15 protein-coding genes are annotated in these 22676 nt (G+C 61.5%); 3 read left to right on the plus strand and 12 right to left on the minus strand.

What is annotated here, in order from left to right:
* Positions 1-61: 61 nt before the first annotated feature.
* From purU to AC3WRD_RS03090, 7 genes are all read right to left on the minus strand, one after another.
* Positions 62-919, minus strand: a complete 858-nt coding sequence (purU, locus tag AC3WRD_RS03060; RefSeq protein ID WP_008086918.1) for a formyltetrahydrofolate deformylase — start codon at positions 917-919, stop codon at positions 62-64.
* Between the two features lie 249 nt (positions 920-1168).
* The gene (locus tag AC3WRD_RS03065) at positions 1169-1801 is read right to left on the minus strand and encodes a sarcosine oxidase subunit gamma (protein ID WP_096817792.1); all 633 of its coding nucleotides are present in this window, start codon (positions 1799-1801) and stop codon (positions 1169-1171) included.
* 55 nt (positions 1802-1856) lie between these two features.
* A complete protein-coding gene (locus tag AC3WRD_RS03070; protein WP_102619753.1) occupies positions 1857-4874 on the minus strand; it encodes a sarcosine oxidase subunit alpha in 3018 nt (1005 codons plus the stop codon).
* Positions 4871-5200: a sarcosine oxidase subunit delta gene (locus tag AC3WRD_RS03075; protein WP_007959805.1), complete on the minus strand. Its 330-nt coding sequence runs from the start codon at positions 5198-5200 to the stop codon at positions 4871-4873. Before AC3WRD_RS03075 ends, AC3WRD_RS03070 begins: the two co-directional genes overlap by 4 nt.
* Before the next feature lie 13 nt (positions 5201-5213).
* Positions 5214-6464, minus strand: coding sequence for a sarcosine oxidase subunit beta (locus tag AC3WRD_RS03080; protein WP_003206307.1), 1251 nt, complete (start codon positions 6462-6464; stop codon positions 5214-5216).
* Positions 6465-6484: 20 nt separating this feature from the next.
* Positions 6485-7738, minus strand: a complete 1254-nt coding sequence (gene glyA, locus AC3WRD_RS03085) for a serine hydroxymethyltransferase (protein WP_096817789.1) — start codon at positions 7736-7738, stop codon at positions 6485-6487.
* A 156-nt stretch (positions 7739-7894) separates the two neighbouring features.
* Positions 7895-8605 (minus strand): TraX family protein, encoded by a 711-nt coding sequence (locus tag AC3WRD_RS03090; protein WP_102619752.1) that lies wholly within the window; start codon positions 8603-8605, stop codon positions 7895-7897.
* Between the two features lie 128 nt (positions 8606-8733).
* On the opposite strand from AC3WRD_RS03090, the gene AC3WRD_RS03095 reads away from it, so the two are divergent.
* Together AC3WRD_RS03095 and AC3WRD_RS03100 are read left to right on the plus strand one after the other, a co-directional pair.
* A complete protein-coding gene (locus tag AC3WRD_RS03095; RefSeq protein WP_102619751.1) occupies positions 8734-9774 on the plus strand; it encodes a threonine aldolase family protein in 1041 nt (346 codons plus the stop codon).
* Between the two features lie 452 nt (positions 9775-10226).
* Positions 10227-11051 carry an SDR family oxidoreductase gene (locus AC3WRD_RS03100; RefSeq protein ID WP_102619750.1) on the plus strand — a complete coding sequence of 275 codons (825 nt, stop codon included), beginning with the start codon at positions 10227-10229 and terminating at the stop codon, positions 11049-11051.
* Between the two features lie 197 nt (positions 11052-11248).
* On the opposite strand, the gene gbcB is transcribed toward AC3WRD_RS03100, so the two are convergent.
* Positions 11249-12349 carry a glycine betaine monooxygenase reductase subunit gene (gbcB, locus tag AC3WRD_RS03105; protein ID WP_096817778.1) on the minus strand — a complete coding sequence of 367 codons (1101 nt, stop codon included), beginning with the start codon at positions 12347-12349 and terminating at the stop codon, positions 11249-11251.
* 281 nt (positions 12350-12630) lie between these two features.
* Here gbcB and gbca point away from each other — a divergent pair, with 281 nt between their 5' ends.
* Positions 12631-13923: a glycine betaine monooxygenase oxygenase subunit gene (gene gbca / locus AC3WRD_RS03110; protein ID WP_096817776.1), complete on the plus strand. Its 1293-nt coding sequence runs from the start codon at positions 12631-12633 to the stop codon at positions 13921-13923.
* 49 nt (positions 13924-13972) lie between these two features.
* Here gbca and AC3WRD_RS03115 read toward each other — a convergent pair whose 3' ends face one another.
* From AC3WRD_RS03115 to etfB, 4 genes are all read right to left on the minus strand, one after another.
* Complete coding sequence (locus AC3WRD_RS03115) at positions 13973-15217, minus strand: metallophosphoesterase family protein (protein ID WP_102619749.1); 1245 nt, start codon at positions 15215-15217, stop codon at positions 13973-13975.
* 25 nt (positions 15218-15242) lie between these two features.
* Positions 15243-17111, minus strand: coding sequence for a c-type cytochrome (locus tag AC3WRD_RS03120; RefSeq protein ID WP_102619748.1), 1869 nt, complete (start codon positions 17109-17111; stop codon positions 15243-15245).
* A 139-nt stretch (positions 17112-17250) separates the two neighbouring features.
* A complete protein-coding gene (locus AC3WRD_RS03125) occupies positions 17251-20703 on the minus strand; it encodes a GMC family oxidoreductase N-terminal domain-containing protein (protein ID WP_102651345.1) in 3453 nt (1150 codons plus the stop codon).
* A gap of 1196 nt (positions 20704-21899) precedes the next feature.
* A complete protein-coding gene (gene etfB, locus AC3WRD_RS03130) occupies positions 21900-22670 on the minus strand; it encodes an electron transfer flavoprotein subunit beta (protein ID WP_102619746.1) in 771 nt (256 codons plus the stop codon).
* Positions 22671-22676: the final 6 nt, after the last annotated feature.

Genomic DNA, 22676 nt, shown 5'->3' on the forward strand with positions numbered 1-22676 from the left:
CCAGGCAGGCAGCGCGTTAAGTGCTCGGGTTATTGCTTGTTGGTCTTGCGTTGTCTGTGACTCAAAGAACGACGGTGCGGTTGGCGTTCAGGAACACCCGTCGCTCGATGTGATAACCCACCGCCCGTGCCAGGGTCAGGCCTTCGATGTCGCGGCCCTTGGCAATCAGGTCTTCGGGGTAATGACTGTGATCCACCGCCTCGACGCCCTGGGCGATGATCGGCCCCTCGTCCAGGTCGTTGTTGATGTAGTGCGCCGTCGCACCCACCAGTTTCACGCCCTTGTTGTAGGCCTGGTGATACGGCTTGGCGCCCTTGAAGCCCGGCAGCAGCGAGTGATGAATGTTGATCGCCTTGCCATCGAGCTTGCGGCACAGCTCCGGCGACAACACCTGCATGTAGCGGGCGAGGATCACCAGTTCGGCACCGGACTCTTCGATCACCTGCCACACCTGACGCTCCTGCGACGGCTTGTCGTTGGGGTCGAGGGGGAAGTGGTAGTAGGGAATCTGGTGCCAATCGGCCAGCGGCTTGAGGTCCGGGTGGTTGGACACCACTGCCGCCACGTCCATCGATAGCTGGCCGATACGCTGGCGGTAGAGCAAGTCGTTGAGGCAGTGATCGGCCTTGGAGACCATGATCACCACTTTTGGCCGGTAGTTCGGCGCGGTCAGCTCGAAGATCATGCCGAACGCCTGACCTCGTTCGGCGAGGCCGGCGCGGAAGGATTGCTCGTCAAAACCGTCGGGCTGACGGAATTCCACACGAATGAAGAAGCGACCCGAGAGCCGGTCGTCGAACGAGTGGTGCTCAGTGACGTAGCAGCCCTGCTCGAACAGAAAACGCGTCACCGCGTCCACGGTGCCGAGAACGCTGGGGCAGTCGGCGGTCAGAATCCATGTGTCTGGGGCGCGGCTCATGGTGCGGTGACTCCTGTTCTTTGTGCGGGGTGTCAGGGAGTTTCCCCTCACCCTAGCCCTCTCCCGGAGGGAGAGGGGACTGACCGAAGTGTCTGCAGAGCTACATCGACCTGAAATTTCGCAGGTGAATATAGATCGCAAAAACAACCGAGATCGGCTCCCTTTCCCCCTCTCCCCCCTGGGGGAGAGGGCTGGGGTGAGGGGGTAGGATCTCAAGCCCTACTCACAAGCCGTTGCAACTCAATCTACTTAAGCCTGAACGCTCAACCCGTACTCAGCCGAAGCATCCTGCAACCACAACCACCAGTAATCCGAGAAGCTGCGACGAATCAGCAGTTCCCAGGTGTCTTCAGCGGTGTGGCGGATCATCAGCTGCGACTTGGCGAACACCGTGCCCACGGCCTTGCCGACCGGGAAGTTGTTCGGGTGCACGTCGTAGCTGGTGGATTTCATCAGCACCTGACGCACGTTCGGGCCGCTCAGTTCGAGCACTTGCTGGCCGCCGCTGACGTTGACGATCGCAATGTGCAGATCGCCCAGCGCTTCGCGCAGTTTCTGCTCGGCGGCGAACTCTTCGCCGCTCGGCACAATCAGCAGCCACTCGTCCGGCCCCATCCATTGCAGGCTGGTTTCGCCTTTGACGATGACGCTCAGGGCGCCCGGCAACTCAATGCCCAGGGCCTTGTGCACACCGGCAGCGAACGCAGCATCGTGGCCGTCGCCACGAATGGTCAGATGGCCGAGGAGTTTCTTCTCGCGCACGGTCACACCGGCACTTTTGCGGCCCTTGCCCACCAGGCTGGCGAGGTCGGCGTGATGCAGCGACGACTCGGCCTTGGCCCCGGTGGTCGGGCGTTGTTGGTAAACATTGGCTGCGGTCATAAAGCACCCTTCCTGAATTCTGTGCCGCTCCCGCGCCAGGCGCGGGAGCGATCAATTAGATGTTCTGGCGATCGCCTTTTGGATCGAAGAACACCGAAGAAACGATTTCCGCCTCGATCACGCTGCCATCCGCCAGCGGTGCGAACACCCGCTCGCCCAGACGCTTCAGACCGCCCTTCACCACGCCCATGGCAAACGAATAACCGAGGGAGTTGTGCGCGTAGCTGGAGGTCACGTGGCCGACCATGGTCATCGGGATCGACTGCTTGGTGTTGAACACCAGTTGCGCACCTTCCGGCAGCCATACGTTCGGATCGATCGGTTTCAGGCCCACCAGCTGTTTACGCTGGTCACGGACGCAGTCTTCTCGGTTCATGCCGCGCTGGCCGATCCACGAGAACGGTTTGGTGCGACCGACACACCAGCCCATGTTCAGGTCGTCCGGGGTCATCGAGCCGTCGGTGTCCTGACCGACGATGATGAAGCCCTTCTCCGCACGCAGGACGTGCATGGTTTCAGTGCCGTACGGGGTCAGGTTGTACTGCTTGCCGGCCTCGACGATTTTTTCCAGCACACCCATCGCGTAGTCGGCCTGGACGTTGACTTCGTACGACAGCTCACCGGTAAACGAGATGCGGAACACCCGCGCCGGCACACCGCCGACCAGACCTTCCTTCCAGGTCATGAACGGGAACGCTTCGTTGGCGAGGTCGATGTCGGTCACGGCGCTGAGCAGCTTGCGGCTGTTCGGGCCGGACAGGGTCATGGTCGCCCAGTGGTCGGTGACGGAGGTGAAGTACACCTTCATCTCTGGCCATTCTGTCTGGTGGTACAGCTCCAGCCATTGCAGTACGCGAGCCGCGCCGCCGGTGGTGGTGGTCATGACGAAATGGTTGTCGGCCAGACACGCCGTCACACCGTCGTCGAAGACCATGCCGTCTTCTTTGCACATCAGGCCGTAACGGGCCTTGCCCACGTCGAGTTTGGTCCAGGCGTTGGTGTACACGCGGTTAAGGAACTCACGGGCGTCCGGGCCCTGGATGTCGATCTTGCCCAGGGTCGAAGCGTCCAGCAGACCGACGCTGTCGCGCACAGCCTTGCATTCGCGTTTGACGGCGGCATGCATGTCTTCGCCGTTTTTCGGGAAGTACCACGGACGTTTCCACTGGCCGACGTCTTCGAACTCGGCGCCGTTTTTCAGGTGCCATTGATGCAGTGCGGTGTAACGCACAGGTTCGAAAATGTGCCCACAGTGACGGCCCGCTACCGCGCCGAAAGTCACCGGCGTGTAGTTCGGACGGAACATCGTGGTGCCCATCTGCGGGATGGTCACGTTCAGCGAACGGGCGGCAATCGCCAGACCGTTGACGTTGCCGAGCTTGCCCTGATCGGTGCCGAAGCCCAGCGCGGTGTAGCGCTTGACGTGCTCGACCGACTCGAAACCTTCGCGGGTCGCCAGTTCGATGGCGGCGGCGGTCACGTCGTTCTGCAGGTCGACGAATTGCTTCGGTGCCCGTGAGGTGTTCTTTTCATGCGGCACCTGGAACAGCGCCAGCGTCGGCTCTTCGTGACGGCTCAAGGCTTTCGGCAACACGCCTTCAACTGTCTGGAACCCGGCTTCGGACGCAGCGCGCACGCCACCTTCAAAACCGTCGGCCAGGGAATCGCCGAGACCGTAGACGCCGTTGATACCACCGACGCACACGCGCTTCTGCGGTGCTTCGCCCGGTACGAAACCGAGGATGTCTTCGCGCCAGATCGGCTTGCCGCCGAGGTGCGACGCCAGGTGAACCACCGGGCTGTAACCGCCGGAGCTGGCGATCAGGTCGCAGTCGAGCCATTCGCCCGGGCTGGTGACCTTGTGGCCTTTGACATCGATCGCCGCCACGCGGGCAGCGGTGACGTGCTTGCTGCCACGGGCCTCGATCACAGCGCTGCCGGTGAGGATGCGGATACCTTTGGCGCGCGCCTCTTCCACCAGCGCACCGCGCGGATTGCTGCGGGCGTCGGCGATGGCCACGACTTGCAGGCTGGCATCGAGCCAATCCAGTGCCACGCGGTAGGCGTGATCGTTGTTGGTCGACAGCACCAGTTTTTTGCCCGGCGCCACACCGTAACGGCGCACATAAGTCGACACAGCACCGGCGAGCATGTTGCCCGGCACGTCGTTGTTGCCGTAGACCAGCGGACGCTCGTGGGCACCGGTCGCCAGCACCACGCGCTTGGCGCGGACGCGGTGAATGCGCTGACGCACCTGGCCAATCGGAGCGCGGTCGCCGAGGTGATCGGTGAGGCGTTCGTGAATGGTCAGGAAGTTGTGGTCGTGGTAACCGTTGACCGTGGCGCGCGGCAACAGCAGCACGTCCGGGGTGTTCTTCAATTCGGCAACGACACTGGCGACCCACTCCACCGCAGGCTTGCCATCGAGGCTTTCGCGGGAGTCGAGCAGGCTGCCGCCGAACTCTTCCTGTTCGTCGGCGATGATCACCCGCGCACCGCTGCGCGCAGCCGCCAGGGCAGCCGCCAGACCGGCCGGGCCGGCACCGACGATCAGCACGTCGCAGTGCTGGTTCATGTAGTCGTAGGTGTCCGGATCGTTCTCGGTCGGCGAACGGCCAAGACCTGCTGCCTTACGAATGTACTTCTCGTAAGTCATCCAGAACGATTGCGGGTACATGAAGGTTTTGTAGTAGAAACCCGGTGGCATCAGCTTGCCGCCGACCTTGCCGAGAATCCCCATCATGTCGTTGTTGACGCTCGGCCAGCCGTTGGTGCTGGTGGCGACCAGGCCTTGGTACAACGCCTGTTGCGTGGCGCGCACGTTGGGGATCTGGGTGGCTTCGGTAGCACCGATCTGCAGCACCGCGTTCGGCTCTTCGGCACCGGCGGCGAAGATGCCGCGTGGACGCGAATACTTGAAGCTGCGGCCAATGATGTCGACGCCGTTGGCCAGCAGTGCTGCGGCCAGCGAATCGCCTTCGAAACCTTTGTAGACCTGGCCGTTGAAGGTGAAGCTCAGCACTTTGTTGCGGTCGATCCGTCCACCGTTGGACAGGCGATTGGTCTGGCTCATACCTTCTCTCCCAGCGCCGTCGTGGCTGTTTTCGCAGTGTCAGCCTTGTCGGTGAATTGCGGCTTGGTGCCGATCTTGTAGGTTTCGAGAATCTCGTAGGTCACGGTGTCGCGGGTGACGTTGAAGTACTGGCGGCAACCGGCGACGTGATCCCACAACTCGTGGTGCAGGCCGCGCGGGTTGTCGCGGAAGAACATGTAGTCGCCCCACTCTTCATCAGTGCAGCTTGCCGGGTCCAGCGGACGCGGGATGTGCGCCTGGCCGGATGCGTGGAATTCCTCTTCGGAGCGCAGTTCGCCGCAGTGAGGACAGAAGATATGCAACATGGGATTTCTCCTGTTAGTGGGCGACAGCCGCAGCGCCGTGTTCGTCGATCAACGCACCGTTGTGGAAACGGTCGATGGAGAAAGGTGCGGCCAGCGGGTGCATTTCACCCTTGGCCAGACTCGCGGCAAACACGTTGCCCGAGCCAGGTGTGGCCTTGAAGCCGCCGGTACCCCAACCGCAGTTGAAGAACATGTTCGGCACCGGGGTTTTCGAAATGATCGGGCAGGCGTCCGGCGTGGTGTCGACGATGCCGCCCCACTGACGGTTCATGCGCACCCGCGACAGCACCGGGAACATCTCGACGATGGCCTGGATGGTGTGCTCGATCACCGGGTACGAACCGCGCTGGCCGTAGCCGTTGTAGCCGTCGATACCGGCACCGATCACCAGGTCGCCCTTGTCGGACTGGCTGATGTAACCGTGCACGGCGTTGGACATGATCACGCTGTCGATGATCGGTTTGATCGGCTCGGACACCAGTGCCTGCAACGGGTGGGATTCGATCGGCAGACGGAAACCGGCGAGCTTGGCCATGTGCCCGGAGTTACCGGCGGTGACCACGCCGACGCGCTTGGCGCCGATGAAACCCTTGTTGGTTTCAACGCCGATGCACACGCCGTTTTCCTTGCGGAAACCGATCACTTCGGTCTGCTGGATCAGGTCCACGCCCAAGGCGTCGGCGGCACGGGCAAAGCCCCAGGCCACGGCATCGTGACGGGCCACGCCGCCGCGACGCTGGACGGTTGCGCCCATCACCGGGTAGCGGGTGTTTTTCGAGCAGTCGAGGTACGGGATTTCGTCCGCGACTTGCTTGGCGTTGAGCAGTTCGCCGTCGACGCCGTTGAGGCGGTTGGCGCTGACCCGACGCTCGGAATCACGAATGTCCTGCAGGGTGTGGCACAGGTTGTAGACGCCGCGCTGGGAGAACATCACGTTGTAGTTCAGGTCCTGAGACAGGCCTTCCCACAGTTTCATCGCGTGTTCGTACAGGTGCGCCGACTCGTCCCACAGGTAGTTGGAGCGAACGATGGTGGTGTTGCGCGCGGTGTTACCGCCGCCCAGCCAGCCCTTCTCGACCACGGCCACGTTGGTGATGCCGTGCTCTTTGGCCAGATAGTAGGCAGTCGCCAGGCCATGCCCGCCGCCGCCGACGATGACTACGTCGTAGACCTTCTTCGGGGTCGGCGTGCGCCACATGCGCTGCCAGTTTTCGTGGTGGCTGAGGGAGTGTTTGAAGAGGCCGAAGCCCGAATAGCGTTGCATAGTCATGTACTCCAGAACGCTCAGCGATAAACCGGGAAGTCAGCGCACAGGGCCGAAACCTGCTGGGCGACATTGGCCTCGACATCAGCGTCGCCGAGGTTGTCGAGGATGTCGCAGATCCAGCCGGCCAGCGTCACGCACTGGGTCACCTTGAAGCCGCGCGTGGTCACCGCCGGGGTGCCGATGCGCAGGCCGGAGGTGACGAACGGCGACTGCGGGTCGTTCGGTACGGCGTTCTTGTTGACGGTGATGTGAGCGCGACCGAGGGCGGCGTCCGCGTCTTTACCGGTGAGGCCCTGACGGATCAGGCTGACCAGGAACAGGTGGTTGTCGGTGCCGCCGGACACTACATCGTAGCCACGTTTGATAAATACGCTCGCCATCGCCTGGGCGTTGTCGATCACTTGTTGCTGATAGGCCTTGAAGCCCGGCTCCAGCGCTTCCTTGAAGCACACGGCTTTACCGGCGATGACGTGCATCAGCGGGCCGCCCTGGGCGCCGGGGAATACCGCAGCGTTGAGTTTCTTCTCGATCTCTTCGTTGGCCTTGGCCAGGATCAGGCCGCCACGCGGACCACGCAGGGTCTTGTGAGTGGTGGTGGTGACCACGTCGGCGTACGGCAGCGGGTTCGGGTACAGACCGGCAGCCACCAGACCAGCCACGTGGGCCATGTCGACGAACAGCAGCGCACCGACCTTGTCGGCGATCTGACGGAAGCGCGGGAAGTCGAGGGTTTTCGAGTAGGCCGAGAAACCGGCGACGATCATTTTCGGTTTGTGCTCGACGGCCAGACGCTCGACTTCGTCGTAATCGATCAGGCCGGTCTTGGTGTCGATGCCGTACTGCACGGCGTTATACAGCTTGCCCGAAGACGAAACCTTGGCGCCGTGGGTCAGGTGACCGCCATGGGCCAGACTCATGCCAAGGATGGTGTCGCCAGCCTGGATCAGCGCCAGATAGACAGCGCTGTTGGCCGAGGAACCGGAGTGCGGCTGGACGTTGGCGTAATCGGCGCCGAACAGTTGCTTGGCGCGTTCGATGGCCAGCGCTTCGACCTTGTCGACGTGCTCGCAGCCACCGTAGTAGCGCTTGCCCGGATAACCTTCGGCGTATTTGTTGGTCAGGCCGCTGCCTTGCGCTTCCATGACGCGTTTGCTGGTGTAGTTCTCCGACGCGATCAGCTCGATGTGATCTTCCTGACGTTGCTCCTCGGCATTCATCGCCGCCAGCAGTGCATCGTCGTAACCCTGGATCTGGTCTTGCTTGCTGAACATCGCGTCTCTCCCAGCGGCATCTGTGCGCCATTCGTCTCGGTAAGGCACGGCGTTTCGGCAGTGCCCTTTGATGCGATGGTATGGCCGGCGCAGGGAGGTCAAATGCCTACGGACGCCACGCAAAGGTGCGTTTACGACATGGCGGGGGCGACGGACTCAAACAAGCAGCTGGCGCAAGCCCAGAAGAACCATGAAATGCGCGGGATAGAGCACATACGCCCAGCGACGCATGGGTGGCGCGCGGAGGAAAGTGACATGTCGCAACAGGAACATTCCGAGCAGTGGCGCCATCAGGCATGTCGCAATGCCGAAGATCGCCACACGGTTGCCGAACTGCGCGGACTCGTAGAGCACCTGCCACTGATTCGCCGCCAGACACACCAACCCCGGCAGCAGGCTGAAATACCAGGGTTTGCGAAACGCCAGCAACATCGCCAGCGGCAGCAGGATGCCGAACAGACCGAACATCAGTCGCTCCGGGAACAACGCCGCCACCAGCAAGGCGCTGATGCCCAGCAGTCGTGAAACCAGCGCTCGATCCTGCCAGCCCCGCGCCACCAGCAAGCCCAGCGCCAGCGTGGGCATCACGTTCAAGGTGTCGGGATCGGGAATGTACAAACGGTAGGGAATCTCGCTGAGCAGACTGAACAGCAGCAACCAGCCCGGATAGCGCCATTCGGTCTTGCGCGCCCCGTCACGCGCCAGGTTCGCCGCCATCGCCAGGCAGAACCACGGGAACGCCAACCGCCCCGGCACATACAGCCAATCGGCGCTGATCCCGACATATCGCAGGTGATCGAGCAGCATGCTCAGCAGCGCCAGCCACTTGAGCAGATCGAGTGCGCCGTCGCGTCGGCTCAGGTGCATAATCGACCCGCATCCCTGTAATGTTCTGTCAGCGACATCCCGTGTGCTCCCCGGATGATCTTCGGTAAAGTGCGCACCATCATTGACCCCACGAAGCGCCACAAGCGCCTCGATCACGGAAGCCGGCCATGACCGACAAGAGCCAACAATTCGCCAGCGACAACTACTCCGGTATCTGCCCTGAAGCCTGGGCTGCCATGGAACAGGCCAACCACGGCCACCAGCGCGCCTATGGCGACGATGAGTGGACCGCACGCGCCTCGGATGATTTCCGCAAGCTGTTCGAGACCGACTGCGAAGTGTTCTTCGCCTTCAACGGCACCGCCGCCAACTCGCTGGCGCTGTCGTCGCTGTGCCAGAGTTATCACAGCGTGATCTGCTCGGAAACCGCCCACGTCGAAACCGACGAATGCGGCGCCCCGGAGTTCTTCTCCAATGGCTCGAAACTGCTGATCGCCGGCACCGAAAACGGCAAGATCACCCCGGCCTCGATCCGCGAAGTCGCCCTCAAGCGCCAGGACATCCACTACCCGAAACCACGCGTGGTGACCCTGACCCAGGCCACCGAAGTCGGCAGCGTCTATACCCCGGAAGAAGTCCGCGCCATCAGCGACACCTGCAAGGAACTGGGCCTGAACCTGCACATGGACGGCGCACGCTTTTCCAACGCCTGCGCGTTCCTCGGCTGCTCGCCGGCAGACCTGACCTGGAAGGCCGGCGTCGATGTGCTGTGCTTCGGCGGCACGAAAAACGGCATGGCGGTGGGTGAAGCGATCCTGTTCTTCAACCACAAACTGGCCGAAGACTTCGACTACCGCTGCAAACAGGCCGGGCAACTGGCCTCGAAAATGCGCTTCCTGTCCGCCCCGTGGGTCGGCATCCTGGAAAACGACGCCTGGCTCAAATACGCCCGCCACGCCAACCACTGCGCGCAACTGCTGGCCGAACTGGTCAGCGACATCCCGGGCGTGGAACTGATGTTCCCGGTCCAGGCCAATGGCGTGTTCCTGCAACTTTCGGAACCGGCCATCGCCGCCCTGACCGCTCGCGGCTGGCGCTTCTACACCTTCATCGGCAAGGGCGGCGCCCGCTTCATGTGCTCGTGGGATACCGAAGAAGAACGCGTACGCGAACTGGCGTGCGACATCCGCGAAGTCATGTCGGCCTGATCCCTCCCCTCGCCCTTCTCCTGATCGTTCCCACGCTCTGCGTGGGAATGCCTCCCGGGACGCTCCGCGTTCCTGCCTCACCGCCGATGCAACGCCAGGCATCGTCATGACGCCGAGCGTCAAAGGCTGCATTCCCACGCGGAGCGTGGGAACGATCAAACGCCGACTCTACGTTGACTTTTCCCACCGTCACTACAGACGTCTCTGCTAGCGAGATCACTTCATCGACCCCATTCTTCTCGTTCCCACGCTCTGCGTGGGAATGCATACCGGGACGCTCCGCGTTCCTGCCTCACCGCTGATGCAACGTCTGGCACCGTCATGACGCGGAGCGTCAAGGGCTGCATTCCCACGCGGAGCATGGGAACGATCTGGCTCCCTCCCGTTTCAGCTCCATCGTCTACATTGTTTGTCGAGCCATCGCTCACATAACAATAAGCAGGAGCATCCGCATGTCGCTAAAAGGCAAAACCTTGTTCATCACCGGCGCCAGCCGTGGCATCGGGCGCGAGATTGCGCTGCGGGCTGCGCGGGACGGGGCCAATATCGTGATCGCCGCCAAGAGCGCCGAACCGCACGCCAAGTTGCCCGGCACCATTCACAGCGTCGCCGCTGAAGTCGAGGCGGCCGGGGGCAAGGCTTTGGCGTTGCAACTGGATGTGCGTGATGAAGAGGCAGTGCGTCAGGCGCTGGCCCAGGCCAATGAACATTTCGGCGGGATCGATGCGCTGGTGAACAACGCCGGGGCGATCAAGTTGACCGGTGTTCAACACATCGAACTCAAGCGCTTCGACCTGATGCACCAGATCAACACCCGTGCAGTGTTGCTGTGCGGTCAGGCGGCCCTGCCCTATCTGAAGAAATCCTCCGGGCACATTCTCAACCTGTCACCACCGCTGAATCTGGCCAGCAAGTGGTTCGCGCAATACAGCCCCTACACCGTGACCAAGTACGGCATGAGCATGCTGACTGTCGGGATGAGCGAAGAATTTGCCAACTACGGCATCAGCGTCAATTCGCTGTGGCCGCAGACCATGATTGCCACGGCGGCGATCGAGTTTCAGTTGGGCAACCGCGAGTCGTTCAAGCATGCGCGCACGCCGGCGATCATGGCGGATGCGGCGCATGTGATTCTGAGTAGCAGCGGACGGCGGATTACCGGGCGGTTGTTGATTGATGAGGAGATCTTGCGGGAGAGCGGCGTGACGGAGTTTGATCATTACCGTTTTGAACGGGAAAGCGACGTCGCACTAATGCCAGATTTGTTTATCGACTGAAAAGCCCCTCACCCTAACCCTCTCCCGGAGGGAGAGGGGACTGATTGGGGGATGCTCAAGGATTACGCCGACCTGAAAATAAAGTACCGAATCCATAATCGACCCGATCGTTCAGGTCGATGGATCACTTAAGACACCTCGGTCGGCTCCCTCTCCCTCCGGGAGAGGGCTGGGGTGAGGGAGCTTTTGAAGTACCCTCAATACTCGATCCGCACATCCCCCTTCGGCACACTGCAGCAAGAAAGAATGTACCCCTCCGCCTCATCGTCCTCGGTAATCCCACCGTTGTGATCCATCTCCACCTCGCCGCCCAGCTTGAGCACCTTGCACGTCCCGCAGATCCCCATCCCGCAGGCTTTCGGGATCATCAGCCCAACCTTGGCAGCCGCCGCATGCACAGTCTCACCCGGTGCCACGCGAATGCTCTTGTCCGATGAGGTGAATTCCACCAGGTGCAGATCCGCCGCCGGCACTTCCGGTGCTTCCGCTGCCTGTTCGGCCTGTTCCACCGCATCCGCGCGGGCTTCCGGTGGCGTGGCGCCGAAGGATTCCTCGTGATAGCGCTTCATGTCGTAGCCGGCGTTTTCCAGCAGGCGCTTGACCGCCGTCATGTACGGCGTCGGGCCGCAGCAGAAGACTTCGCGCTCGAGGAAGTCCGGCACCATCAGTTCCAGCATCTTGTGGTTGAGGTAGCCGCGATAGCCGGCCCACGGCTCGCCCAGCCCGTGTTTCTCGCAGATCAGGTGCAAGCTGAAGTTGTCGATCCGCGACGCCATGTGTTCCAGCTCGCGGTGGTAAATGATGTCTTTCGGTGAGCGGGCGCTGTGGATGAACGTCATGTCGACGTTGCCGTTGGTGTCGTAGAACCAGCGCGCCATGGACATGCACGGCGTGATGCCGACCCCGCCGCTGAGGTACAGCACTTTCGGGCTCGGAAAGTCGATGGCGTTGAACAACCCGACCGGCCCGTGTACCGCCAGCTCCTGGCCTTCATGCAGGGTGTCGTGCAGCCAGTTGGACACCTTGCCCCCCGGTACGCGCTTGATGGTCACCGAAAAGCTGTACGGCACCGACGGCGAGCTGGAGATGGTGTACGAACGCATGATCGGCTGGCCGTCGATCTCCAGCTCCAGGGTCACGAATTGCCCGGGCTTGAAGAAGAACAGGATCGGCTGGTCGGCCATGAAGCAAAAGGTACGCACATCCCAGGTTTCCTGGATGACTTTGACGCAACGGACAATGTGTCGGCCATTGGCCCAGGTCTGAGTGGTGACCGGATTCAGGAAGCTGTTGGACATGCTTGTTCTCCACGGCCGACTGTCGGCCTTCATGTGGCGATTCTGCGTATAGCGCAGACGGCCCGTTTACCTATCCGCGACATTGACATACTTATCGCGACCAGCCCCCAACCACCGGGGGTTGCGCGTCGGGAACAGATTGCACCATGTCGCCCATGGATAAGGTTCTCGCCTGCGGCGGCCCCACACTCGCCCCAACACAAACAGATTCTTTACACCTTGCGCTGCAACCCTGATCAGCCACTTTCGCGGCCACGCAGATGGCCTTGAGGATTACATCGATGGACACCGCAAAAATCAGCCTGGGCGACCCGCTGGAACCCGCACGCAAGGCCACCGCACAAATGCTGCAAGAGCGCGAGCGCACCTTCTCGCTGCCGCAACCGTTCTACAGTGACGAGCGCCTGTTCGATATCGACATGCAGGAGATCTTCCAGAAAGAGTGGTTGATCGCCGGCATGACCTGCGAGATCCCGGCCAAGGGCAACTACCTGACGCTGCAGATCGGCAAGAACCCGATCATCGTGATCCGTGGCGCCGAAGGCGTGGTGCACGCGTTCCACAACGTCTGCCGCCACCGTGGCTCACGCCTGTGCACCAGCGACAAGGGCAAGGTCGCCAAACTGGTCTGCCACTACCACCAGTGGACGTATGAGCTGGACGGCCGCCTGCTGTTCGCCGGCACCGAGATGGGCGCCGACTTCGACATGAACCAGTACGGCCTCAAACCGGTGAACGTGAAGACCGCCGGCGGCTACATCTTCATCAGCCTGGCGGAGAACCCGCCGGCCATCGATGACTTCCTGTCGACCCTGAACCACTACATGGAACCGTACGACATGGAGAACACCAAGGTGGCGATTACCACCACCTTGATGGAAAAGGCCAACTGGAAACTGGTGCTGGAAAACAACCGCGAGTGCTACCACTGCAACGCGTCGCACCCGGAACTGCTGAAAACCCTCCTGGAATGGGACGACGTCACCGACCCGCGCGCCGATCAGGCCTTCAAGGATCACGTCGCCGATTCCGCTGCGGCCTGGGAAGCCGAGAAGATCCCTTACGCCCACGCCAGCTTCGGCCTGCGCAACCGCATCGTGCGCATGCCGCTGCTTAAAGGCACCGTATCGATGACCCTGGACGGTAAACAGGGCTGCGCCAAGCTGATGGGCCGGATCAAGAACCCGGACCTGGGCTCGATGCGCATCCTGCACTTGCCGCACTCGTGGAACCACTGCATGGGCGACCACATCATCGTCTTCACCGTGTGGCCGATCAGCGCCCAGGAAACCATGGTCACCACCAAATGGCTGGTGCACAAGGATGCCGTCGAAGGCGTGGATTACGACGTCGAACGCATGCGCCAGGTGTGGGACGCGACCAACGATCAGGACCGTCGTCTGGCCGAAGAAAACCAGCGCGGGATCAACTCCACCGCCTACCAGCCTGGGCCTTACTCCAAGACCTATGAGTTCGGTGTGGTCAACTTCGTCGACTGGTACAGCGAGCGGTTGTTGAGCAACCTCGGGGCCGAGCCTGCGCCGTATCTCAAAGGTGTTCCGGTTCAGGGTTGATTCGCGTCATTGATCGTTCCCGCGTCCTGCGCGGGAACGATCAAACGGATCACTTCGATGACCACCTCACAGATCCATCCTCGCCAATAAACTCCTCGAAAATATCCTCACCCACCAGCCTGATTCTTGCGTACCCGTTCAACACCCGCAGTGGATAGTCCGGATCCTTCGCATCCTGCGTCTCCGAAAACAGCACCCCCGAATGCCCGTTCAGTTCACTGGTGGTGCCGTAGGGAATCGCCCCGTGCCCGGCGCAGCGCGCATGCAGTCCACCCTGAGTCGCGTAGACGATGCCGTTGTGCAAATGCCCCCAATACCAGTAATCCGGCTCGCGCCCCAGTGCATCGCATACCGGTTGATACAGCGCGGTCTTGTTGTGCCCGGTGATGTCGAAGCCCTGATGGTGGCTGAGCACCATGAGCTTTTTGCGTTTCGGCAGACTTTTCATCCACTCGATCTGCGGCTTGTTCAGGGTGCCGTCCATGTACAGGTTCATGACATCCGAGGCGTACGCCGTGTCCAGCCCGACAATCAGCCAGTCGTCGTTGATCAGGGCAAAGTAGCTGGTGCCCTGCTGCCCCGGAAAACGCGCGGCCAGTTCCTTGAAGTAACCGTGGGCGCCGCTGTACATCTCGTGGTTGGAGTTGAGGGTGAACGAGCCGTGGGTGCCCATCGGCCAGCCGGCCATGTCGGTGTCTTCCTGGGAATGGGTACCGGCGTAATAGACATCCCCCAGGTGAATGGTGAAGTCGGCGTTAGCCAGTTGCATCTGGTTGGCCACCGACACCGCCGGCGCATGACTGTTGAACGGCCCGGTGCCCCAGTCGCCGGCAATCGCCAGCGTCACTTCGCGCTCCATTGTCACCAGCGCAGGATCGGTGCCGAAGGTCGCGTGATGGCGCAGGTTTTCGATCCATTTGAGCAGCGCCTCGCTCCACAGCAGATCCAGCAGCTCCCACTTGCGACACCCCAGCAGCGTGCCGTCCTTGAGCACTTTGGTTTGCAGTTGATCAGGGGACTGCGGCAGCGGCGTTGCGTTGCCGATGCGCAGGATCGACAGACCGTGGGACAACTCCCACGGCACGGCCGGCACGTCGTCCGGCAACTCGCCGTGCTTGAGCACGTACTGCGCCTGATCGTGACCGCGCTGGAGCAACTTGATGATGGCCTGGAACTCCTCGGGTTCCAGTTCGCTGATGAGCTTCATCCAGGCCATTTCCACCCGGGTAAACAGGCCGTGCAGACGCAGTTTGACCTTGTCGTATTCATGCTTCAGATGACCGACTGCCGACATGACGTAATCCTCTATCCGTAGGGGTTCACAGGGTTTTCATGAATTCGATCAGCGCGCGTTTGTCGTCGTCCGACAGCGTCGTGCCATACAGGTGACCGGTGTTGTGATTGCCCTCCAGGCGCGTGTCGTACTTGAAGTCCGCCGAGGCCTTGGCCTGCGCGCCGCTGGTCACGAAGCCGACGTTGACCGGGTCGTAGACATCGGAGCCGGTGACGAACACCTGCGGACGTTTTTCCGGCGGTTGCAGCAAATCCCACAGGGTCGGCACCGAACCGTTGTGCAGGTACGGCGCGCGCAGCCAGATGCCGTCGGTGGGCGTGTTGCTGTAGCTCTGGGTCTTGCGGTAGGCGCCAAAGTCGAACGGCGGTTTCTTGAAGGTGTGGAACGCCGCCACCAACCCGACAGTGAACGAGTCCAGTCGATGTGGATCAGTGCCGAGCTGGTCGATGTTGGTGGTGACCTGCCCGGTGTCGACGCGACCGAAGTCGTGGCAACCGGCGCAATTGGTTTCCCAGATCGGTTTGCCCTGGGTGACCTTGGCTTGATCCAGTGCCCACGGCCACGCCGGCGCCTTGTGCCCGAGCAGCCAGTTGGTCACGCGATTGAAACTCGGCGGCAGCACCGACTCCGGCGTCGCACCCACCGCCATCGCAGCGGCGTAGTTGCGCTCGTGGATCTTGTTGTTATTGCCGTCCCAGTGCAGGTACATCGATTCTCGGGGTTTCTGGTTCCACACTTGCGGCAGGTCCACGGTGCCGATGGTCGAGTCATCCGGGAAGCCGAACACCACCATTTTCGTCGGGTTGAAGGTGTCGGTACGCCCCGGCCCCTGTGGCGGACGCAGCTTCTGCCAGGCATAGGCCTGCTTCTGTTTGAGCAGCGCGGTCTTGGCCATCGGGATGATCAGGTAACGGTTGTAGATGCGCTCGAAAAAGCCGAGCTGGAACTTGCTGTTGATCGCCGCCATCACCGCGTCGGTGGTGAATTTCGGGTCGCTGGCGCAATCGTAGGCGAACCACTGGAAGGCTTGCAGTTGCAGGGTGTTGGCCGGTGCGCTCGGCACATTGACCGCGACATCACTGGCATTCGCGCGGTAGGAGCCGGTGTGGCAGAGCGCGCAGTTCGGCTCGACGGTCGGGTAGCCGATCTGCCGCTTGGCCATGCCGATCGGCAGGTCCTTGCCGTTCTCGAACAGGAAACCGAAGACTTCCCAACCACCGGGTTTCGGCATTTTTTCCGGGCACATCTGCGGCAGTACGGAGAACAGGTAATACGGGATCCGCGCTTCGATGCCCAGGCCAATGGCGGCGTATTTGTAGTGATCTTCGTCGGAGGCATATTCCTGCTCCGGCACCACGCGCAGCATCTGATACCAGGTCTCGTAGCCGATGAACCCCAGCAACGCGACCACGACCAGCGTGCCGACCTTGAACGCGTGGCTCTGCCAATGCCGCGCCCACGCCGCCCGCCATTCGCGCCAGCCGTCACAGAGCAGGGCAAGGGGGCGGTTTTCCGGGGTGGTGCCGAGGTACAGCAGGATGCCGAGGATCAGGAAAAAGCTCAGGTCACCCATCAGCATCGGCACGAACACCGAGCCCTGGCTGCTGGTGTTGATCAGGTAGATCCAGAACGCCACGGCGATCAGCCGCGTCAGCACACACAACCAGGAATGCACCACATAGCGCGGCGCGTTGAAGCCCGACGGCATGTAGAACACGCTGATGCCCACCAGCAGCATCCCGGCGTTTTCCAGCCACGGGTCGGAGAGTTGCGGCGGCAGGCCGACCACCGATGTCAGCAACCCCGGCGCGAACAGCGCCGGGATCGCGAACACCATGTTCATCGCAATGCCGAGCCAGATGAAACGTTGAAACCAGCGGATGTAGCTGTCCATATCAGTTCCCCAGATCGTTCCCACGCTCCGCGTGGGAATGCCGCCATGGACGCTCTGCGTCCGCTCTTGGGACGCAGAGCGTCCCGGGATGCATTCCCACGCAGACGGTTCGACGCCTCGACGTGGGAACGATCGGGTGCTATCCGAGGGCCGTTTTCTCCAGGTGTTCAAGGATGATCGGATACACATCGACCACCGCGTTCTTGCCGAACATGCAATCGATATGGCCGTAACCCGGGACCACATGCCGGCTATAACGCTCCGGCCCATGCTTCTCGCAAACCCGCTGATAGGTCTTGAGCGTGCTCTCCGGCAAGTAGCACTGATTTTCCGCACCGCTGATGAAGCAGATCGGCATGGTCAACCGGTCGAAGTGCGGCATGTACACATCGTTGCCCTTGAAATCCACCAGATGCCCTTTGCGCACGATCAGCGCCAGGTGCTCGAAGGTCTCGATGTTCGACTCGCCGAACAGTTCGTGCAGGTTGTCATGCAGCGTCTCGTTGAGGGTGTCGTGGCGGTACAGCGAGGCGTACATGAAGGTGATGCGGTGGCACACCGGGTTGGTGCAGTAGCCCTGGGCTTCGATCCGCGCGTAGCCGTTGAGGGCCTTGTCGTAGAGCTTGTTGAACCAGTTCTCCTTGCTGTCGGCGTAGGCCGTCATCGACTTCACGCCAATCGCATCGAGCATGCCCGGCAGGTGCAGACCAGCCTTCAAGCCCGTTGCGGTCGCGACCACCGTGTCGGCGGCAATCTGCGAGCAGACCACCGAACGCACGCCCTGCAAACCGGCGAGCAACGACATGAAGAACGTCGTCGCGCCGTAGCAATGCACCACGCATTGCACGTCCTTCGCGCCGGTCTGCTGCTGGATCTGCCCGATGGCGGCCTTGAAGTCGTACTGGGCGATCTGATCGCCGTTCCATTCCTTCTTGCTGGCCGGCAGCAGGATGCTCACCCGGAAATCCAGCAGCCACACGTCGTAATCGTGCTTGCACAGAAATTCGAGCAGGTTGGTCTGGATCGTATCGGTGGAAAAGATATTCGAGCCCACACCCAAGCCATGCACCAGCATCACCGGGCCTTTGCTGCCGGCTTGATAGCGGCTCAGGCGCAGCTCCACGCCATCCTCGGTGGGGAAGAAATGCACAGCCGGCGTCGGCGCATCCAGCGGCCGCTTCAAGCGTGGCGGTGCATCAGGGTTGAAGTATTTGTCACCGGCGAACACCCCGCCGTAACTCTCCCAGAGAATCCCGGCGAAGAACTTGCCGAACCGCGCCAGCCCTTCGATGCGCTCACGCTCGTTGCGCGCATTGAGGACTTTCATGGTGGTCATCTGCTTGGCGAAATCGGCCGGATGGATGTGCATCACACCTGAACCGATCACCTCGCCCGACTTGTCCGGTCCACGGTAGAGCGTCACGTAAAGGGTGCTGGTGTCGTGCCAGATGTTGAGCACGCCGTTGTCTTCCGGCACGGTCTTGAAGGCGCTGAAGAAATAGTCGCTGCCATCCTCGGCGGTCAGCTTCATGTCGTATTTCATGTGGCGCGTGTCGACCTGCTGCTCGAATTGCTCGAACAGGTTGAACACGCCGTTGCTGGCGGTCAGCGGCTCTGGCGACAGCGCCGGGGCGATCACCGTACCGACGATGGTCGCGGCGTGTTCCGGCTCCTTGATCATCCGGTTGAGGTCGTTGGCAGTGATGGTCAGGGTGAAGTCGATCGGCGAGTTGTCTGCCTCGCCACGTTTGGCCGCCGCCTCATAAACCTTGAGGTCGGTGCTTTGCGCGGCGGTGAAGGCCCGGGAGAAGTAGCCCTTCATGGTTTCGGTGAACTGCACGCCAAGGGTCGGCGGCGCGGTCTGTTTGCGCGGCGCCGACGGCAGCGTGTAGTCGATGTGCCACCCACGATCGGCGGCCAGCAGGCCCATGTTGCGCTCGCTGACGGCGGAGATGGTCAGCAGCGGGTTGACCGCCAGTGACGTCGGAATCACCGCGCCGTCGGTCACGTACAGGTTGGCGTAGACATCGGTGCCACTGGCGCCACTGAACACCTGCCCCTTGTGGTTGACCACGCCTTGCCCGGCGTCCTTGCCCATCACGCAACCGCCCAGCGGATGCACCGAGACGATGCTGTGCTTGAGCAGTTTGGTCCAGATCGGGTTCTCGACCCAGATCCCACCCAGCGCCTGGGTGCTCTGGTGCAGGCGTTCGTTGCCGATCTTGAAGTTTTCCTGTTCGCCGACGCCCGGCCAGTCGATGCGCAACTGATCCTTGCTGTCGAGGACCATACGGCCCTGGCCGCTGTCGTGGCTCATGATCAGGTACGTCTGCATGTTGTGCAGCGCGCCGTAGTACGGGCCGCGCAGGAAGCTTTCGGCCTCGCGCTCCTTGTACTTCACTTTGCCGCTGAAACTGTCGTCGGTGGGCTTGCCGATCAGCTCGGCAAACCCGGCCATCGCCGGCACCATCGGCCGACCGAGCGCGCCAGGGATCGAACCTTCCTCAATGACCATGCGGCTGCGCCAGTCGCCTTCGGTGCGCATGTCGATGATCGAGGTAATGCACGGGCCGACCGGTTTCATTTCCTTGGCCGGGTGCGTGCCGAAACCGATGCCGTTGATGGTTTGTTCGCAATTGTGGCCGAAGCCGAGGATGTCACCGTTGCCGCTCATGTTCTCGCCGAGCTGCCCGGACATCGCCAGGCCCTTGTCCCGCGAGCGCAGCAGAATCTCGGTGGAACCGAGGGTGCCGGCGGACACCACGACAATGTCGGCTTTCACGAACAGGGTTGGTGCGTCGAATTTCTCGCGACCGCTGTCCAGATACTGGAAGTGCACGATCCAGCCATCGCCGTCACGCTCCAGATGCCGCACCTGGGCCTGGCAGATGATCTCGGCGCCATGGTTGCAGGCGTCCGGCAGGTAGTTCATCAGCGTGGTGTTCTTGGCCTTGTTGTTACAGCCCGAAACGCAGTCGCCGCAGTGGTTGCACGGCAGTTGCTCGACGCCGACGTGGTTGAGGTTGTTCGGCAGTTTGTCGAAGGTCACGTTGATCGGCGGCTTGTAGAAGTGCGCGCCTTGCTTGAGGAAATCCGCGGATTTTTTGTTGGCGTCGAGCTTGGGCAAATTCGGCGCGGTATTCGGGTAAGGATTGGGTTTGAGCATTTCCCGGGCGCGGGCATAACCGTCCTTGAGCAGGGTGTCGCGGTGTTCGCGCACCTCCTGCGGCCAGCGCGGGTCGTCAAAGACGCCGGGCTCGGGCTCCAGCGAGACGTTGGCATTGATCAGCGACGTGCCACCCAGGCCACAGCCGACCACTACGTTCTGCTGCGCGTTGACGTGCAGATCGAACAACCCGGTGCGCGAGCCGATGTGGCCGTCCGGGTCATTCACCTGCAATTCTTCGGTCGCAGCGATCATGGTGTTGGGGTATTCGCCGGGCTGGATTTCCCGACCGCGTTCCAGCAGACACACCTTTTTGCCGGCCCGGGACAGGCGCGAAGCGGCAATGCCGCCGCCATACCCGGAGCCAATGACGATCACGTCGTAGTGTTCCTTGATGTCGCTGATGGGCGTTGCGATCCGTGTCATGAGGTGGTTCCTCTCTCAGGCAGATGGGGCAACTCTGCGGTTGCCTGCAATCAATGGGCGAACGGGCACCTGGCCTCCGGTTTCGGCGGCAGTACAGCGATGTGGGCAATATCGACTCGCTAGAGACGGGCGTGCTGATTGGCGGCACGACGCAAGGTGCGCTTGCGCGGCAGCGGGGCCGGTAAGGCGCGGAGCATGCGGGGATTGAGGGGTGAGCGATGTGGCTGGGTATCCATCACGCGTTCTCCCTGAACCAGATGTGGATAAGTGACGGCGGTCCTTGTGCCATTGGAGTGAAGACAGCGGCCGGATTGAAGTCAAGGCAGCGCTTTAGAACTGTATGAAATCTGATCAATTACCGTTTGGACTATAGCCGGCGGGGCTCGCAGGGTTTGGCGAACAAGTTATCCACATAGCCACCCACAGCAAATGGGGACAACTGTGGATGACCCGGAAAAATATCGACGGTTTTGTAAAGAAAAACCGTGACTTATCCAGAAGCAGGGTTTTCAGCAACGATTGAGTGTTTTTTGATCACAAGCCTGCAAGGCACGGATTGCTTGGCTTGCAAAGGATGGCGAACACCTTATCCACAGAAGCGCCAACAGACTTCGGGGGTAACTTGGCGGGATCTGTGGAAAAGCGCTGGAGGCCTTGATAAATCGAGGTTTACGCGAGGTCTTGCGAGTCAAAAGGCTGAATTGATCGTTTTTCGATCAACTCTTCGCAAGCCACGTTTTATATGGCTTACAGCGGATAGCGAACATCTTATCCACAGAAGCGCCAACAGAGATTGGGGGCAACTTGGGGAGTGATCCTGAGGAAAAAGCTCGAAAAAACCGCGAGTTAGGCTGGTTGTTTTTTGATCTTAAGGCTGGAGGGCTTGGTTGGCGTGGGGTTCAGGGATGGGCGAACACGTTATCCACAGATCCGCCAACAGGGATTGTGGGTAAACAGCCCTCCCTCACCCCAGCCCTCTCCCGGAGGGAGAGGGAGCCTACGGTGGTGATCTCGCGAGGTACATCGACCTGGACGCTCATCGCGACCTTAGTTTTTCTTAAATCAAGGCGAGAGAGTGATTGAGGCTTGGCGAACCAAGGTCACCGTCGGAGTCGCAGGTCGACGTAAATGGCCGGCCCAACTCGGTCAGTCCCCTCTCCCTCTGGGAGAGGGCTAGGGTGAGGGGCTTTGGCTCTTCAGCGGACAACACCTTCTTCAATCAGCAGTTTGAGGATCGCTTCGGCACCTGCCTCGGCAGTCATGCCCTTAAGCACCTGCCCCCCGCCACCACTGGCCTTCGCCGTCGCCGCCTTCATCCGGTCCGCCCCGCTCTTGGCCTTGATCACCTTCAACCGTTTCGGCCGTGGCTTGGCCGGTTGCAGGGTCGACACCGCAAGCAATTCGTCGTCCACCACTTCCACGTCTTTTGCCTGGAGAACCCCACGCCGCGCCGGGCCGTAAGCACTCTGCCGAGGCTTGGGCGCGGCGTTATCCACAGTCGCGAGAAACGGCAGACGCACCTTCAACCGGCGCCGCTGCCCACGGGGCAACGCCTGCAGCACTAGCGCCGAGCCGTCGTTGATCGACTCGACCTGTGCCAGCCCCACCACCAGCGGCCAGCCCAGCCCTTCGGCCAGCAGGAACGGCAGCATCCCCGAACCTTCGCCGGTTTCCGCCTGGCTGCCGGTCAGCACGACCTGGGCACCGGCGTCACGCAGATAGTCGGTCAACGCCGGCAGCGCGTCGGCGCCGGACGGTTGTTCCAGCACATGCATCTGTGTAAGGCCCATGCCCAGATAGGCGCGCAGCGCAGGTTCGCCAATGTCCCCGGCATGCAGCACTTGCAGGTTATCCCCAGCCAGTTGCAGACCAAGCTCCACCGCGCGGGCGTCCTGTTCGGCGCGGCGCGGGCGGCCCGAGGTCGGGTGGGCACCGATTGAAACCAGACTGATGATCTTTGTGCTCATAACCGT

Source organism: Pseudomonas sp. FW215-R2, assembly GCF_058789255.1.